Source organism: Pseudomonas sp. zfem003 (assembly GCF_032621675.1).
Lineage (GTDB): Bacteria > Pseudomonadota > Gammaproteobacteria > Pseudomonadales > Pseudomonadaceae > Metapseudomonas > Metapseudomonas otitidis.
In genome coordinates this window covers 197,276-211,949 of record NZ_JAVYJG010000010.1, presented here as the reverse complement: position 1 = coordinate 211,949, position 14,674 = coordinate 197,276, and the positions used below count along the sequence as shown (strand labels likewise).

Annotated in this window: 17 protein-coding genes and 1 pseudogene; 15 read left to right on the top strand and 3 right to left on the bottom strand. The window is 70.3% G+C overall.

The genetic code is table 11. The annotated features are described in order from the left end of the window. Window positions 1-4: 4 nt before the first annotated feature. Window positions 5-646: a DUF1109 domain-containing protein gene (locus tag RTK35_RS23915; RefSeq protein WP_316909165.1), complete on the bottom strand. Its 642-nt coding sequence runs from the start codon at window positions 644-646 to the stop codon at window positions 5-7. Beyond that, the gene (locus RTK35_RS23910; protein ID WP_316909164.1) at window positions 633-1,223 is read right to left on the bottom strand and encodes a sigma-70 family RNA polymerase sigma factor; all 591 of its coding nucleotides are present in this window, start codon (window positions 1,221-1,223) and stop codon (window positions 633-635) included. The genes RTK35_RS23915 and RTK35_RS23910 overlap by 14 nt, the downstream gene beginning before the upstream one ends. A 286-nt stretch (window positions 1,224-1,509) precedes the next feature. Here RTK35_RS23910 and RTK35_RS23905 point away from each other — a divergent pair, with 286 nt between their 5' ends. From RTK35_RS23905 to RTK35_RS23890, 4 genes are read left to right on the top strand one after another with little or no spacing between them, the layout of a single operon-like run. Then, window positions 1,510-1,791 carry a DUF2282 domain-containing protein gene (locus RTK35_RS23905; protein WP_044402428.1) on the top strand — a complete coding sequence of 94 codons (282 nt, stop codon included), beginning with the start codon at window positions 1,510-1,512 and terminating at the stop codon, window positions 1,789-1,791. Window positions 1,792-1,805: 14 nt separating this feature from the next. After that, entirely contained in the window at window positions 1,806-2,639 is an 834-nt protein-coding gene (locus RTK35_RS23900; RefSeq protein WP_316909163.1) for a DUF692 domain-containing protein, read from the top strand. Then, entirely contained in the window at window positions 2,636-3,379 is a 744-nt protein-coding gene (locus RTK35_RS23895) for a DNA-binding domain-containing protein (protein ID WP_316909162.1), read from the top strand. The genes RTK35_RS23900 and RTK35_RS23895 overlap by 4 nt, the downstream gene beginning before the upstream one ends. 12 nt (window positions 3,380-3,391) lie before the next feature. Continuing rightward, window positions 3,392-3,844 (top strand): DoxX family protein, encoded by a 453-nt coding sequence (locus tag RTK35_RS23890; protein ID WP_316909161.1) that lies wholly within the window; start codon window positions 3,392-3,394, stop codon window positions 3,842-3,844. A 7-nt stretch (window positions 3,845-3,851) separates the two neighbouring features. Here the strand turns inward: RTK35_RS23890 and RTK35_RS23885 are convergent, their stop codons facing one another. After that, window positions 3,852-4,085, bottom strand: a complete 234-nt coding sequence (locus RTK35_RS23885) for a metal-sensing transcriptional repressor (RefSeq protein ID WP_044402440.1) — start codon at window positions 4,083-4,085, stop codon at window positions 3,852-3,854. Between the two features lie 308 nt (window positions 4,086-4,393). Here RTK35_RS23885 and RTK35_RS30680 point away from each other — a divergent pair. The 11 genes and pseudogenes from RTK35_RS30680 to RTK35_RS23835 all read left to right on the top strand — a co-directional run. Further along, a pseudogene (locus tag RTK35_RS30680) lies at window positions 4,394-5,149 on the top strand (MCP four helix bundle domain-containing protein); the annotation flags it as partial. Beyond that, window positions 5,126-6,007, top strand: coding sequence for a methyl-accepting chemotaxis protein (locus tag RTK35_RS30675; RefSeq protein ID WP_410478712.1), 882 nt, complete (start codon window positions 5,126-5,128; stop codon window positions 6,005-6,007). The pseudogene RTK35_RS30680 and the gene RTK35_RS30675, both read left to right, overlap by 24 nt. Before the next feature lie 273 nt (window positions 6,008-6,280). Then, the gene (locus tag RTK35_RS23875) at window positions 6,281-7,342 is read left to right on the top strand and encodes an HD domain-containing phosphohydrolase (RefSeq protein ID WP_316909159.1); all 1,062 of its coding nucleotides are present in this window, start codon (window positions 6,281-6,283) and stop codon (window positions 7,340-7,342) included. Window positions 7,343-7,450: 108 nt separating this feature from the next. Next, a complete protein-coding gene (locus RTK35_RS23870) occupies window positions 7,451-7,702 on the top strand; it encodes a DUF2790 domain-containing protein (RefSeq protein ID WP_316909158.1) in 252 nt (83 codons plus the stop codon). Window positions 7,703-7,761: 59 nt separating this feature from the next. Further along, a complete protein-coding gene (locus RTK35_RS23865) occupies window positions 7,762-8,520 on the top strand; it encodes a sulfite exporter TauE/SafE family protein (protein ID WP_316909157.1) in 759 nt (252 codons plus the stop codon). 168 nt (window positions 8,521-8,688) lie between these two features. After that, window positions 8,689-8,931: an exodeoxyribonuclease VII small subunit gene (locus RTK35_RS23860; protein WP_044402455.1), complete on the top strand. Its 243-nt coding sequence runs from the start codon at window positions 8,689-8,691 to the stop codon at window positions 8,929-8,931. Next, complete coding sequence (ispA, locus tag RTK35_RS23855) at window positions 8,928-9,815, top strand: (2E,6E)-farnesyl diphosphate synthase (protein WP_074972856.1); 888 nt, start codon at window positions 8,928-8,930, stop codon at window positions 9,813-9,815. Before RTK35_RS23860 ends, ispA begins: the two co-directional genes overlap by 4 nt. A gap of 225 nt (window positions 9,816-10,040) precedes the next feature. Then, window positions 10,041-10,787: an AraC family transcriptional regulator gene (locus tag RTK35_RS23850; RefSeq protein ID WP_044402460.1), complete on the top strand. Its 747-nt coding sequence runs from the start codon at window positions 10,041-10,043 to the stop codon at window positions 10,785-10,787. A gap of 175 nt (window positions 10,788-10,962) precedes the next feature. Further along, complete coding sequence (locus RTK35_RS23845) at window positions 10,963-12,033, top strand: ABC transporter ATP-binding protein (RefSeq protein WP_316909156.1); 1,071 nt, start codon at window positions 10,963-10,965, stop codon at window positions 12,031-12,033. Beyond that, window positions 12,030-13,661, top strand: coding sequence for an iron ABC transporter permease (locus RTK35_RS23840; RefSeq protein WP_316909155.1), 1,632 nt, complete (start codon window positions 12,030-12,032; stop codon window positions 13,659-13,661). Before RTK35_RS23845 ends, RTK35_RS23840 begins: the two co-directional genes overlap by 4 nt. A 19-nt stretch (window positions 13,662-13,680) precedes the next feature. Further along, the gene (locus tag RTK35_RS23835) at window positions 13,681-14,673 is read left to right on the top strand and encodes an extracellular solute-binding protein (RefSeq protein WP_316909153.1); all 993 of its coding nucleotides are present in this window, start codon (window positions 13,681-13,683) and stop codon (window positions 14,671-14,673) included. The last annotated feature ends 1 nt before the right edge of the window (window position 14,674 follow it).

Here is a 14,674-nt window from a genome sequence, read left to right as displayed (position 1 = left end):
CGCCCTACCAGCGCAACAGACGGGGGCCGAGCACGGCCCCCAGCACCGTGGGCAGCAGCACGCCCAGCAGGTACCAGACACCCCAGAACGGCACGCCCATCTCCGGGCAGTGCAGGCTGTAGGCCAGCGCCGACGTAGCGCCTGCCAGCAGGCCGGCGGCTGCGCCGGCCTGGCCCAGGCGCACCGGCGCCAGGCCCCGCAGGGCCCAGGTGATGGCCGCCAGGGTAGGCACCGCCAGCAGGCCGATGTTCAACGCGCAGGTGCGCCAGGTGCGGCCCAGCACCAGCTCGGGCCGGGCCTCGGCGGGCACACCGGCCAGCGCCACGGCACCGCCGAGCCACACCAGCGCCACCGGCAGGGCCAGCAGGCCCCAGGCCACCCCGCCCTTCACCCCCGGCCGCGCCAGGCGGCTGCACAGCCACAACGCCAGCAGCGCCAGGCTGCCCGGCAAGGCCAGCTTGGCCCAGAACAGCGGGGTGCCGGCCACCTGCGCCAGGTCCGGGCGTACGCCGTACAGGCTGGCCATCAGCAGCAGTGCACCGAGGGCCCCGCCCAGCAGGGCCAGGCCGATGCGCCGCGCCAGGGCGCCGGTGTCGACGCCCGGGTCAGCGGTGGCCAGGAGGCTGATCAGGTCATCGGTCTTCATCGTTCTGCGTTCCTCGAATCAGGGCCGCCAGGGCCTTCAGGCCCCGGTGGATGTTCACCTTCACGGCGGAGCTGGACTGCCCGGTAAGGCGCGCCGTCTCCTCCACCGACAGGCCGTCCAGCTTGACGTGGACGATGGGCAGGCGCTGCCGGTCGGGCAGTTGCCCGAGCAGCCGACCCAGATCCCGCCGTGCCTCGGCGGGCTCGCCATCCTCCACGGCCAGCAGCGTCTGCTCGCTGTCCTCCAGCGGGTCCTGCAGGGCCTCGCGGCGGGCGAACCCACGGAAATGGTCCGCCAGCTTGTAGCGGGCGATGGCGTAGACCCAGGCCGTCAGCGGCTGGTCGGCGCGGTAGGTGTGGCGGGCGTTGTGCACCGCCAGCAGCACCTCCTGCAGCAGGTCCTCCACATCGGTCGGGCGACTGGCCAGGCGATGGCGGAGAAAGCCCCGCAGGTAGCCGCCCAGTGCCGTGAGAAAGCCCCGGTAGGCCGCCGCATCGCCGGCCATGCCGCGCAGCAGCAAGCCCTGAAGCTCGGCTTCGCGCTGGTCCAGGGTGGCCTGAGAGTCAGTTCGTGACATGGGCGGGTCGGGTTACACCGGGGGTCGGGAAAAGTGGCTCGGGGCGACGAACGGCAGGCAAGGGTCCGCCGTGGCGGCGGTTTTTAATACGTTAGGAGGCGCCAGGGCAAATCTCCACACCCACGCATGCGCACGCCCGCAGGCGCTCCAGGGCCCAGCCGGTGCGGCGTTGCCGGGCGTGCAAAAAAAATTTCGAAACCCCTGTAACCGTTTCCGCAAGGCCGACGAACTCTCTCACGAGCCGGCGACGCAGCGTCGCGGCCATACCACCTTTCGGAGAGATTCCATGAAAACCATCGCCCTCACCACCGCCGCCCTCGCCCTGGCCTCCCTCGCCGGTGCCGCCTTCGCCGACGACATGAGCGCCAAGCCCGCCGGGGCCATGGAGAAATGCTACGGCGTGGCCATGGCCGGCCAGAACGACTGCAAGGCCGGTGCCGGCACCAGCTGCGCCGGTAGCTCGAAGAAGGACTACCAGGGCGACGCCTGGAAGAACGTTCCCGCCGGCACCTGCACCTCGATCAAGACGCCCCACGGCATGGGCTCGCTGACCCCGATCAAGGGCTGAGTGGAGCGCCGACCATGTCCGTCACCCACCGCCTGGGCGCCGGCCTCGGCCTGAAGCCGGCGCACTTCGCCGAGGCCCTGGCCTGCGAGGCCGAGGGGCTCTGGTACGAGGTGCACCCGGAGAACTACATGGTCGGCGGGCCACGCCTGGCCTGGCTGGAGCGGGTGGCCGAACGCCACCCGCTATCGCTGCACGGGGTGTCGCTGTCCCTGGCAGCCGATGCACCGCCGGACCCGGCGCACCTGGCACGCCTGCGCGAACTGGCCGACCGGGTACAGCCGGTGCTGGTGTCCGAGCACCTGGCCTGGTCCGCCTGGCGCGGCCAGTACCACCCCGACCTGCTGCCCTTCCCCCGTACACTTGAGGCGCTCACGCGCATCGCCGACAACATCCAGCGCACCCAGGACGCCCTGGGTCGCCCCATCGCCGTGGAAAACCCCAGCCACTACCTGCGCCTGGACGGCCACGCCTTCGACGAGATCGACTTCCTCGCCGAGCTGAGCCGGCGCACCGGCTGCGGCCTGCTGCTGGACCTGAACAACGTCCACGTCAGCGCCCACAACCTGGGCTTCGACCCGCTCGCCTACCTGGACCGCTTCCCCGCCGAGGCCGTGGTGGAACTGCACCTGGCCGGCTACAGCGAGGACGCCAACGGCCCGTTGCTGATCGACAGCCACGACGCCCCGATCGACGACGCCGTGTGGGCCCTGCACGCCCACCTGGTGCAACGCATCGGCCCGCGCCCGACGCTGATCGAGCGGGACGACAACCTGCCGGCCTTCGCCGAACTGCTGACCGAACGGGCACGCGCCCAGGCCCAGCTGCAACGTGCGCGGGAGGCCGCATGAAGCTCGCCGAGTTCCAGGACGCCTTCGTCGACGCGCTCTACCAGCGCACCCACCCCGGCCTGGAAGCGCTCAGCGCCCAGCCGGCGTTCGCCGTCTACCGCAACACCGTGATCAAGGGCTGCGTGGATGCCCTGTGCGACAACTTCCCCGCCGTCCAGCGCCTGGTGGGCGAAGCCTGGATGCGCGCCGCCGCCGCCCACTTCGCCGAGCAGCATCCCCCGCAGGACGCGCGCCTGGTGCACTACGGCGCCGGCTTCGCCGACTTCCTCGACAGCCTGCCGGCCACCCGCGAGCTGCCCTACCTGGCCCCGGTGGCGCGCCTGGAATGGCTCTGGCTGGAGGCGTTCACCGCGCCGCTGGAACCGGCATTGACCCTGTCCGGGCTGGCCGGCCACGACCCGGCAGGGCTCGATGCCCTGTGCCTGCGCCCCAGGGCCGGCGCGCGCTGGCGCTGGTTCGACGAGCAGCCGATCCACACCCTCTGGCACTGCAGCCGCGAAGGCCTGCCGCTGCCCGAACCCCTGCCGTGGCACGGTGAAGGCGCACTGCTGGTGGCCTCGCCCGAAGGCGTGCACAGCCAGTTGCTGGGCCCCGGCGGCTGCACCTTCCTCGATGCCTGCGCCGCCGGCCTGCCCCTGGGCGAAGCCGCCGCCCAGGCGCTGGTACGCGAACCCGCGCTGGACTTCACCGAACTGCTGGGCCGGCTGATGGCCCTCGGCACCTTCTCCCCCCTCGATTGAAACGGAGCCCCCATGGCCATCACCCTCCCCGCCCGACCGTCACGCTGGAACCGCCTGGCCGACGGCCTGCAACGCCTGCTGCCGGATGCCCTCCTCTATCTGCTGGTGCGCGTGGGGATCGCCTCGGTCTTCTTCCTCTCCGGCCGCACCAAAGTAGAGGGGCTGCTGAACATCACCCCCGGCACCTACGAGCTGTTCCGCAGCGAGTACGCCCTGCCGCTGCTGCCGCCGGAGCTGGCGGCGCACCTGGCCACCTACGCCGAGCACCTGTTCCCGCTGCTGCTGGTGCTGGGCCTGGCCACGCGCTTGTCGGCCCTGGCCCTGCTGGGCATGACCCTGGTGATCGAAGTGTTCGTCTACCCGGACGCCTGGTCCACCCACCTGTCGTGGGCGGCCCTGCTGCTGGTGCTGGTGGGACGCGGCGCTGGCGCCTGGTCCCTGGACCGGCGCCTGGGCCTGCGTTGAAAGGGCGTCAGGTGTACTTGGTGAAGATGGCGCGGACCCGCGCCAGGGTGGCCTCGGCATCCTGGCCGGATTCGGCGAAGGCCTCCTCCAGCAGGCAGGCCAGCATCTCCTGGTAGGCCTTGTCGAGTGCCTTGCGGGCGGCGCTGAACTGCACCGCGATGGTTTCGCACTCTTCGCCCCGGCGGATCATCGCCTGCAGGCCACGGACCTGCCCCTCGACACGGGCGAGGCGGTTGAGCATGGCTTCCTGGGGCGTGGTGTCTCGCTTTCGGCTCACGGTGGGTGTCCATCAGGGCTGGAGGGGGTATCACGGCCACCGAAGCGGCGGGCGTGGGGCCGATGTTAGCGCCGCCCAGGCTCGGCAACCAGCACCCCGCGCACGCCATTCGGCGGACAACTCCCTCGCAGTACGGCCCTTTCCCCGGCTCATACCCAGCCGGGTATGCAACTCACCACCTTCGGCCGGATTCGCCAGACCCGGAAACCTCGGCTTAAGTGTGTAGACAAACCGCCGATAGCCCAGTTGTCCACCGCCGGGAGCCTTGCAGCATGTCCATTCGCAATTACCGCGTCTCTACGCGGATCAGTGCCGGTTTCGCCCTTGTCGTCCTTCTGCTGGTAATCGTCGGGGCAGGCTCCCTGTGGCTGATGCGGCAGATGAACGCCATGTCCGAGGAGGTACGGAGCAACTGGCTCCCCAGCATCCTGGCACTGGAGGAGATGGGCATGGCGGCCATGCAGATGCGCAACGCCACGCTGCGGGCCGACATTGGCTTCAACGAGCAAACGCGGCGCAGCGCGCTGGTGGAACGCGAGAACCTGAGCAAGGCCGAGGCGACCTACAGCCCGCTGATCTCCAGCCCCGAAGAGCAGGCGGCCTATGAACGATTCGTCGCAGCCCACAAGGCCTATGTGGAAAGCCAGGAGAAGTTGTTCGAGCACCTGGCTGCCGGCCGCCATGAAGAAGCCAGGCGCCTCATCAACGAGGTGCTCAATGGCCACGGCGCGAGCATGACGGAAACGCTGCAGAAGCTGGTCAGTATCAACCGTGAGGGGGCGAGTCACGCCTCCAGCGCCAGCAGCCAGGCCTACCATGAGGCCGTTTCCCTGGTGCTGGTGATTCTTGGCGGCTCCCTGGTGCTGGCCATCGCACTGGCGGTGGTGCTCTCGCGCAGCGTGGTGCGCCCGCTGGCCGAGGCGGTGGGCGTTGCCCAGACCGTGGCCGCCGGCGACCTGACCCGGCCGATCCCCGTCGAAGGCCGCGACGAAGCCACCCAACTGATGGAAGCCCTGCGCGCCATGCAGGACAGCCTGCGCCGCACCATCAGCCACATCACCGACTCCTCCGCCCAGCTCGCCTCGGCCTCCGAGGAACTGCACGCCGTGACCGAGGACTCCACCCGTGGCCTGCAGCAGCAGAACCACGAGATCGAACAGGCCGCCACGGCGTGCAACGAAATGAGCGCCGCCGTGGACGGCGTCGCCCACAACGCCTCCATCACCCTCGACGCCTCGCGCCAGGCCGACACCGCCGCCCGCGAGGGCAGCCGGCAGATGACCGAAACCGTGCACGCCATCAGCGCCCTGGCCGGCGAGGTGAACACCAGCGCCGAGCGGGTCGGCAGCCTCGCCCAGCAGATGCAGAACGTCGGCAAGGTGCTGGACGTGATCCGCGCAATCGCGGAGCAGACCAACCTGCTGGCCCTCAACGCCGCCATCGAGGCCGCCCGCGCCGGCGAGCAGGGCCGTGGCTTCGCCGTGGTGGCCGACGAAGTACGCCTGCTGGCCCAGCGCACACAGGAATCCACCCTAGAGATCGAGCAGATGGTCAGCCGCCTGCAACAGGAAGCCACCAGCTCCGTGCAGACCATGCAGGACAGCACCGAACTGGCCCGCGACACCGCCCAACTCGCCGAGCGCGCCAACCAGAGCCTGCAGGAAATCTCCCGCACCATCGCCGCCATCAACGAGCAGAACGTGATGATCGCCAGCGCCGCCGAAGAGCAGGCCGCCGTGGCCCGCGAGGTGGACCGCAGCCTGATCAATATCCGCGACCTCTCCGCCCAGACCGCCGCCGGCGCCCAGCAGACCAGCGCCTCCAGCCAGGACCTGTCGCGCCTGGCCGTCGACCTCAACCGGGTGGTGTCCTCGTTCCGCCTCTAGCAACCGCGCCATTCGTCGGAAACCTCCTACGCCCCGGCCCGCCCAACGGCAGCCGGGGAGCACGCCCTTTCACCGCAACCACGCGCAACATGCCATCAAAGAGCCATTAATCAGCCTCTGCAAAGCGAAACGGTGACCGGATGGCCGTGTATTTTCCGCCTATACCTTCTGTACCGCTGGCCCGGGCGCGACCAAGGTCTACCTGACCGCCTTGCGAGCCGGCGGGATGATCAGCAGGCGAAGCCCCGATTCGAAGGGCCGTGGAGCAACCTGATGTTTTCCGAGATCCCCTCCGATGCACGGGTCGTCATCGTCGACGATGTGGCCCACAACCTGAAGTTGCTGGAGTGCAGCCTGAAGGCCTTCAAGCTGCGCAACGTCGTGTGCTTTTCCGACTCCGCGGAGGCACTGAACTGGCTGCAGCGCGAATCCTGGGACCTGCTCCTGCTGGACCTGGACATGCCCCAGCCCGATGGCTTCGCCATCCTCGAGGCCCTGGCCAACCGCGATCGGGCAAGGGCCCCGGTGATCATCCTCACCGCCCTCAACGACCCGGAGAACCGCCGCCGTGGCCTGGAACTGGGGGCCAACGACTACGTCACCAAGCCCCTGGACCTGCCCGAGCTGCTGCTGCGCATCCGCAACTGCCTGCACCTGGCCCGGGCCACCGAGTGCCTCCAGCACCTCAACGAGCACCTCGAACAGGAGGTGCGCGAGCGCACCGAGCAGCTGAACGAAAGCTACCGCGCCGCCATACGCGGACTCAGCCGGGCCGCCAGCTACCGCGACGACGAAACCGGCGAGCACATCCTGCGCATCGGCCGCTCCGCCGCCCTGCTGGCCCGCACGATCGGCATGTCGGAAACCTGGTGCGAAACCATCCGCCTCGCCGCCCCCATGCACGACCTGGGCAAGATCGGCATCCCCGACCACATCCTGCGCAAACCCGGCCCCCTCACCGACGAAGAGCGCCGGACCATGATGAAGCACCCCGACATCGGCTACGGCATCCTCTACGAGGAGCGCGGCACGCTGCTGATCGACATGGCCGCCGAGATCGCCTACGGCCACCACGAGAAGTGGGACGGCAGCGGCTACCCGCGCGGCCTGGCCGGGGAGGACATCCCCCTGGCAGCACGGATCGTCGCCGTCTGCGACGTCTACGATGCCCTGCGCTCCCCCCGCCCCTACAAGCAGGCCTGGGACCTGGAGCGCGCCCAGGCCTACATCCTCGAGCAATCCGGCAGGCACTTCGAACCACGCCTGGTGGAGGCCATGCGCGCCTGCTTCGACCAGATCGAGGCCGAACGCCAGCAGGAGCAGATCCGCCTCTGACCGCCGCGATTGTTACGCCCTGCGGAAAAGCCCTTCCTCCGCCAACGGCTTTTTCCGCAGCGGCGCGCGGGTTCTCATAGTGGCCTGTTCCACAGCCTGGAGAACCCCATGCGCACCCAACCCACCTTCCTCTTCGGCGCCCTGCTCGCCGGCCTCGCCACCAGCGCCCTCGCCGCACCGCCGAAGCCTGTGCCCTACACCTACGGCATGGACCTGGACGTCGCCAAGGTGCTCAGCATCGAGGAGCCCCACCCGCTCATCTGCCAACTGGTGGAAGCGACCATGACCTACCTCGACACCCACGGGCAGACCCGCGCCGTCACCTACACCAAGCAGTCCGACGCCTGCCTCGCCGAGTGACCTCGCGCTTTGCCCCGGGCCGCCCAGGTGCGTAAGCTCGCGCCTTTTTGCGGGGCCCCATGACGCTTGCCGACTGCTTCCTCCTGCTGCTCGCCGGTTTCGCCGCCGGCGGCATGAACGCCCTGGCCGGGGGCGGCACCTTCTTCTCCTTCCCCGCCCTCATGGCCACCGGCCTGCCGCCGGTCACCGCCAACGCCACCAACGCCGTCGCCCTCTGGCCCGCCAGCCTGGCCGCCAGCTGGGCCGCCCGCGAGCAGTTGCGTCCGCTGGGTCGCTACGTGATCCCCCTGGTGCTGCTCTCGGTGCTGGGGGGCGTGGCCGGCGGGCTGCTCCTGCTGGCCGGCGGCGATGCGGTGTTCCGCCGGCTCATCCCCTGGCTGCTGGCCGCCGCCACCCTGCTGTTCGCCGCCAGTCCCTGGCTGAGCCGCTGGGTCAACCGCCACCGCAGCGCCGACAGCCTGCCGCCCCACGGCCTCGGCGGCGGCCTGGCCCACGCCCTGGTGGCCGTCTATGGCGGCTATTTCGGCGCCGGCATGGGCATCCTGCAACTGGCGGCCTTCTCCATCGAAGGGCACCCCCTGCTGTGCGCCAACGCCCTGAAGAACCTGCTCTCCAGCACAATCTACAGCACCGCCGTGGTCACCTTCGTCCTCGCCGGCCGGGTCAGCTGGGCCGAACTGGCCGTCCTGCTGGCCGCCGCCAGCGCAGGCGGCTACGCCGGCGGCGCCCTGGCCAAACGCCTGCCCACCGCCTGGCTGCGCGCCTGGGTCATCGCCGTCGGCACCGGGATGACCGCCTACTACTTCCTCAACCCCTGAAACCTGGCGCCCCGTAGGATGGACCGCGCTCCATCGATCCACCGTTTCCAGGGGTACCCATCGCCCTGCGCGGCCACCGAACCCACCCCGCTACGACCACCGTCGATTGCCCGCAAGGCCGCGCCTCTGCTAGTGTCCGCCCGTTCTGAAATCCCCCGAGACCCCTCCATGGCCCGCAAGAAAGCCACCCCCGACTTCGAACAGTCACTCGCCGACCTGCAAGCGCTGGTCGAACGCCTGGAAAGCGGCGAACTCTCGCTCGAAGACTCGCTGAGCGCCTTCGAGCAGGGCATCCGCCTGACCCGGGAATGCCAGGGCGCCCTGAGCCAGGCCGAACAGAAGGTGCAGATGCTGCTGGAGCGCGACGGCGAGCTGGAGGAAGCCCCCTTCGACGCGGACGAGCCGGCATGATCGCCGCCTACCAGGCCCGCTGCCAGGCGCGCGTCGACGCCGCCCTGGAAACCCTCTTCGACGCCCCCTCCAACGAGCTGGACCGCCTCTACCAGGCCATGCGCTACAGCGTCACCAACGGCGGCAAGCGCGTCCGCCCGCTGCTGGTCTACGCCGCCTGCGAAGCCCTTGGCGGCAACCTCGACCAGGCCGACGGCGCCGCCTGCGCGGTGGAGCTGATCCACGCCTACTCCCTGGTGCACGACGACCTGCCGGCCATGGACGACGACGACCTGCGCCGGGGCAAGCCCACCACCCACAAGGCCTTCGACGAAGCCTGCGCCATCCTCGCCGGCGACGGCCTGCAGGCACTGGCCTTCGAAGTGCTGGCCGACCGCCGCCGCAACCCGCAGGACGGCGACACCCGCCTGACCATGATCACCGCCCTGGCCCGGGCCTCCGGCCCCGCTGGCATGGTCGGCGGCCAGGCCATCGACCTCGGCTCCGTGGGCATCCGCCTCGACCAGGCCGCCCTGGAGACCATGCACCGGCACAAGACCGGCGCCCTCATCGAAGCCAGCGTGCGCCTCGGCGCCCTGGCCAGCGGCCGCGCCGACGACACCCTGCTGCGTGCCCTGCAGGTCTATGCCCGCGCCGTGGGTCTGGCCTTCCAGGTGCAGGACGACATCCTCGACGTGGAAAGCGACACCGCCACCCTCGGCAAGACCCAGGGCAAGGACCAGGCCGCCGACAAGCCCACCTACCCCGCCCTGCTCGGCCTCGACGCCGCCAAGGACTACGCCCTGGAGCTGCGCGACCAGGCCCTGCACGCCCTGCGCCCCCTGGGCGAGGCCGCCGAGCCGCTGCGCGCCCTGGCCCGCTACATCGTCGAACGCCGCAGCTGACCCGGCGCCCCGCACGCACGGTGCGGGGCCTGGCCCGGCAGGAAATGGCGACTGACCAACCGGTCACCTTCCCCCTCGTGAATACGCAATTGCGCGCCCCTTCCCGGGGCGCCCGGCCTCTGGCGCCCGTCGAACGGACCGGGCTAGGTTCACTGCCCAAGGCCGCCCGGGACCGGCGGCCGACGGGCCGAACCCTCCCGACAGCCAGCCTCCGGCGTATGCACGATGCAGCTCGAATGCCTTTCACACGCCCCGGACCTGCCCAGCCTGCTGCGCTGCCTGGAGCAGGTCGCGCCGCTGCTGGACGCGATGCCGGACGTGGTGTTCTTCGTCAAGGACCTGGACGCCCGCTACGTGCTGGTCAACCAGACCCTCGCCCAGCGCTGCGGCTTCAGGGACAAGGCGCCGCTGCTGGGGCGAACCGCCGAGGACGTGTTCCCGCGCCGCTTCGGCCACCTCTACACCGAGCAGGACCGCCAGGTGCTGGAGGCCGGCGACCAGCTCAGCGACCAGCTGGAACTGCACCTCTACCCCGGCCGCAAACCCGGCTGGTGCCTGACCCACAAGCTGCCCCTGCGCGACCCGGCGCAGCGGGTCATCGGCATGGCCGGCATCTCCTACGACCTGCAGGCGCCACAGTCCAGCCACCCGGCCTTCCAGCGCCTGGCAGCGGTGGACGCCCACATCCGCGAGCACTTCGCCGAGCCCATCAGCCTCGATGAACTCACCGCCATCGCCGGGCTGTCCGCCTCCCAGCTCGGCCGCCTGTGCAAGCGCATCTTCCAGCTCAGCCCCCGGCAGATGATCCACAAGGCGCGCCTGGGCGCCGCCACCCAGCTGCTGGCCGGCGAGCTGCCCATCACCGAGATCGCCTACCGCTGCGGCTATGCCGACCACAGCGCCTTCAGCCGCCAGTTCAAGGCCCTCACCGGGCTCTCCCCGAGCCAGTACCGCGAGCGCTGCCGCGCCTGAGGCCGGTCGCCCGGCTGTGCCGAACCGCGCACCGCAACCGGGCGAATCGATCAAGCCACCCGCCCGCACCCCGTTCACAGTAGGCCCATCCAAGGGGTGCAACGACGCCCCGGGGCGGCCCGCCCAGGCACCGCCCCCGCGCCAACAAGAACAAACACGCGAACGGAGAAATGCGATGTCATCCATCAGCATCAGCCAGCTGGACGTCAGCTACGGCAGCGGGATCAAGGTCATCGACGGCCTCGACCTGCACATCCCCGACGGCAGCTTCTTCACCCTGCTCGGCCCCAGCGGCTGCGGCAAGACCACCCTGCTGCGGGTGATCGCCGGCTTCATCCGCCCCAGCGGCGGGCGCCTGGCCTTCGGCGACGTCGACATGACCCAGGTCCCCGCCCACCGCCGGGGCATCGGCATGGTCTTCCAGGACTACGCCCTGTTCCCCGACAAGACCGTGTTCGACAACGTCGCCTACGGCCTGCGCGCCCGCCGGACCGACACGGCGACCCTGCGCCGCAAGGTGGGCGAATACCTGGAGCGGGTGGGCATGAGCGGCTTCGCCGAGCGCCACCCCGCCGCCCTCTCCGGCGGCCAGCGGCAGCGGGTGGCCCTGGCCCGCGCCCTGGCCATCGAGCCCGAGGTGCTGCTGATGGACGAGCCGCTGTCCAACCTCGACGCCCAGCTGCGCCTGCAGATCCGCGCCGCCATCGCCGACCTGCAGCGGGAGATCGGTATCACCACCGTCTTCGTCACCCACGACCAGGAAGAGGCCCTGGCCCTCTCCGACTGCATCGCCCTGATGCGCAAGGGCCGCATCGAGCAACTGGGCAGCCCCCAGGCCATCTACCAGTCCCCCGCCAGCACCTACGCCGCCGACTTCATCGGCTCGGCCAACCTGCTGGCCGCGCGGGTGCTGGAACAGGCCAGCGACGACGGCATCCGCGTGCTGGTGGCCGGCCAGCCCCTGCAGGCCCGCGCAGAGGCTGCGCTGCCCGAGCCCGAGGTGCACCTGGTGGCGCGGCCGGAAAGCATCCGCCTGCGCCCCGCCGGGCAGGCCCTCGGCAACTGCCTGGCCGGCCAGGTGCGGCGCAAGCAGTACCTGGGCAACCGCACCAGCTACCGCATCGAGCTGGCCGACGCCCAGCAGCTCAGCGTCGACCGTTTCGGCACCGACGGCGACGGCTTCCACGAAGGCCAGCCGGTGAGCCTGGAGTTCGACCCCGCACAGCTCCGGGTGGTGGCCCAATGAACCGGCGCCTGCCCTCCCCCTGGCTGCTTCTCGCCCTGTTCGCCCTGGGGCTGCTGCTGGTGTTCCTGCTCTGGCCCCTGGCCAACCTGCTGCACGGCAGCGTGGCCGGTGCCGGCGGCAGCGGCTGGTCCCAGTTGCTGGACGAGCCGCGCTACCTTCGCGCCCTCGGCAACACCCTGCTGCTGGGCGCCCTGGTGACGGGCTGCGCCAGCGTGCTCGGGGTGTCCCTGGCCTATGTCACGGCGCGCTTCGACTTCCCCGGCAAGGCGCTGGTGGCGGTGCTGCCGGTGTGCACCCTGGTGGTCCCGGAGGTGATCGTCAGCCAGACCTGGCTGATGATCCTCGGCAACAACGGCCTGCTCACCCGCGCCCTGGAGGACCACCTCGGCCTCGCACTGCCCAGCTTCTACGGCTGGCCCGGCCTGGTGCTGGTGATGAGCCTGGTCTACTACACCTACATCTACCTCGGCACCCTGGCCGCCATCCGCGGCTTCGACGCCCAGCTGGAAGAAGCCGCCCAGAGCCTCGGCGTGCCTCCGGCCAAGGCGCGCCTGCAGGTGATGCTGCCGGTGGTGCTGCCCGCCGTGCTGGCCTCCGGGCTGCTGGTGTACACCCTGGTGGTGGGCAACTTCGCCATCGCCACCCTGCTGGGCGGCAAGGTGCAGCTGCTCTCGGTGCTCACCTACCTCAGCTTCGTCTCCGAGATGGGCACCAACGCCGGCCTGCAGAGCGCCCTGGCCACCCTGTCCATCGCCATCGTCGCCGGGGTGCTGTTCCTCCAGCGCTGGCTGGTGGGGCGCAAGCGCTACGAGATCGTCCAGGGCCGCAGCGCCCCGGCCCAGCGCCTGCGCGGGGTACGCGGCGCGCTGCTGGGCGCGGCCACGGCGCTGTTCATCCTGCTCTCCTCGCTGCCGCTGCTGACGGTGCTGGCCAGCGCCTTCACCCGCTCGCGAGGGCCGGTGATGCACTGGGGCCAGTTCTCCCTGGAGAACCTGGAGCGGGTCCTGCTGCGCAGCCCGGAACCCATCCTCAACACCCTGGCCTACGGCGCCCTGGCGACCCTGGTGGGCATCCTGCTGAGCGTGGTCATCAGCTACCTGGTGATCAAGAAGAAGAACCTGCTCACCCCGGCCATCGACTACCTCGCCATGCTGCCCCTGGCCATGTCCGGCACGGTGCTCGGCATCGGCCTGGTGATGACCTTCAACAGCGGCCCGCTGGCCCTCAGCGGCACGGCGGCGATCATAGTCGTCGCCTTCGTCATCCGCCGCTTCCCCTTCGGCGTGCGCAGCGCCTCGGCCACCCTCTACAACATCCCCGATTCCATCGAGGAGGCCTCCATCAGCCTCGGCGTGCCGCCGCTGCGCTCCTTCTTCAAGGTGGTGCTACCGCTGATGGCGCCCGCCGTCGCTGCTGCGGCGGTGCTTACCTGGACCACCATCGTCGCCGAGCTGAGCGCCTCGCTGGTGGTGTACTCGGCCGGCCGCGAGACCATCACCATCCAGGTCTTCCGCCTGGTGGAAACCGGCCTCCAGGGCCAGGCGGCGGCCTACGGGCTGGTGCTGGTCCTGCTCACCCTCGTCCCGGTGGTCATCGCCACCCGGGTGTTCCGCATCAAGGTCTTCTGAACCGCACCAAGGAGTCGCCATGAAAGCCACCTGGAAGCACCGGCTGCCCGCCCTGCTGGCCGCCCTCGCCCTCAACCTGCTGCAGCCCGCCCTCGCCCGCGAGCAGGCGGTGCTCTACACCACCAACAACGACTCGGCGGTGCAGGCCCTGCTGGACAGCGGCCAGCGCCTCGACCCGGGCCTGAAGATCGGCGTGGTCAACGGCTCCAGCGCCGCCCTGCTCAAGCGCATCGAGGCCGAGGGCCAGGCGGCTCGGGCCGACGTGTTCTGGAGTTCCCAGCCCAACACCCTGGGCGCCTTCACCGCGCTCTACGCGCCCTACCGCTCGCCCCAGGCCCAGGCCATCCCCGAGGCGCACCAGCACCCGCAGCAGCTGTGGAGCACCGCCAACATCCAGGTGGTGGTGATGATGGTGAACCACAAGCAACTCGGCGGGCTCAAGGAGCCCACCCAGTGGCGCGACCTGCTGGACCCGGCCTGGAAGGGGCGGATCATCGTCGGCGACCCCACCGCCACCTCCACCGCCTACACCGCGCTCTGGGGCCTGCGCCAGCTGCTGGGCGAGGACGACTTCCGCCGCCTGGCCGCCAACCTGGTGGTCTCGCGCAACTCCAGCGCCGTGCTCAACCAGGTGGCCCAGGGCGAATACGCCGTCGGCCTGACCTTCGAGGGCAACGCCTACGCCTATGTCGCCGGCGGCCAGCGGGAGATTCGCCTGGTCTACCCGGTCGACGGCACCTTCGTCACCGAAGAGGCCCTGGTGCTGGTGAAGAACGGCCCCAACCCCGAGGCCGGCAAGCGCCTCTACGACCTGCTGCTGAGCCGCGACACCCAGATCGCCCTGCTGGAGCAGGCCTACCGCCGGCCGAGCCGCAGCGACATCGAGGTCAGCGCCCATGTCGAGCTGCCGGAGCTGAAGGACATCACCGTCTTCCCCACCGACGAGCAGGCCGCCATCGCCGGCCGCGACGCCTTCCTCAGCGCCTGGAAAGGCCTCGACAAAGCCCTCTGAC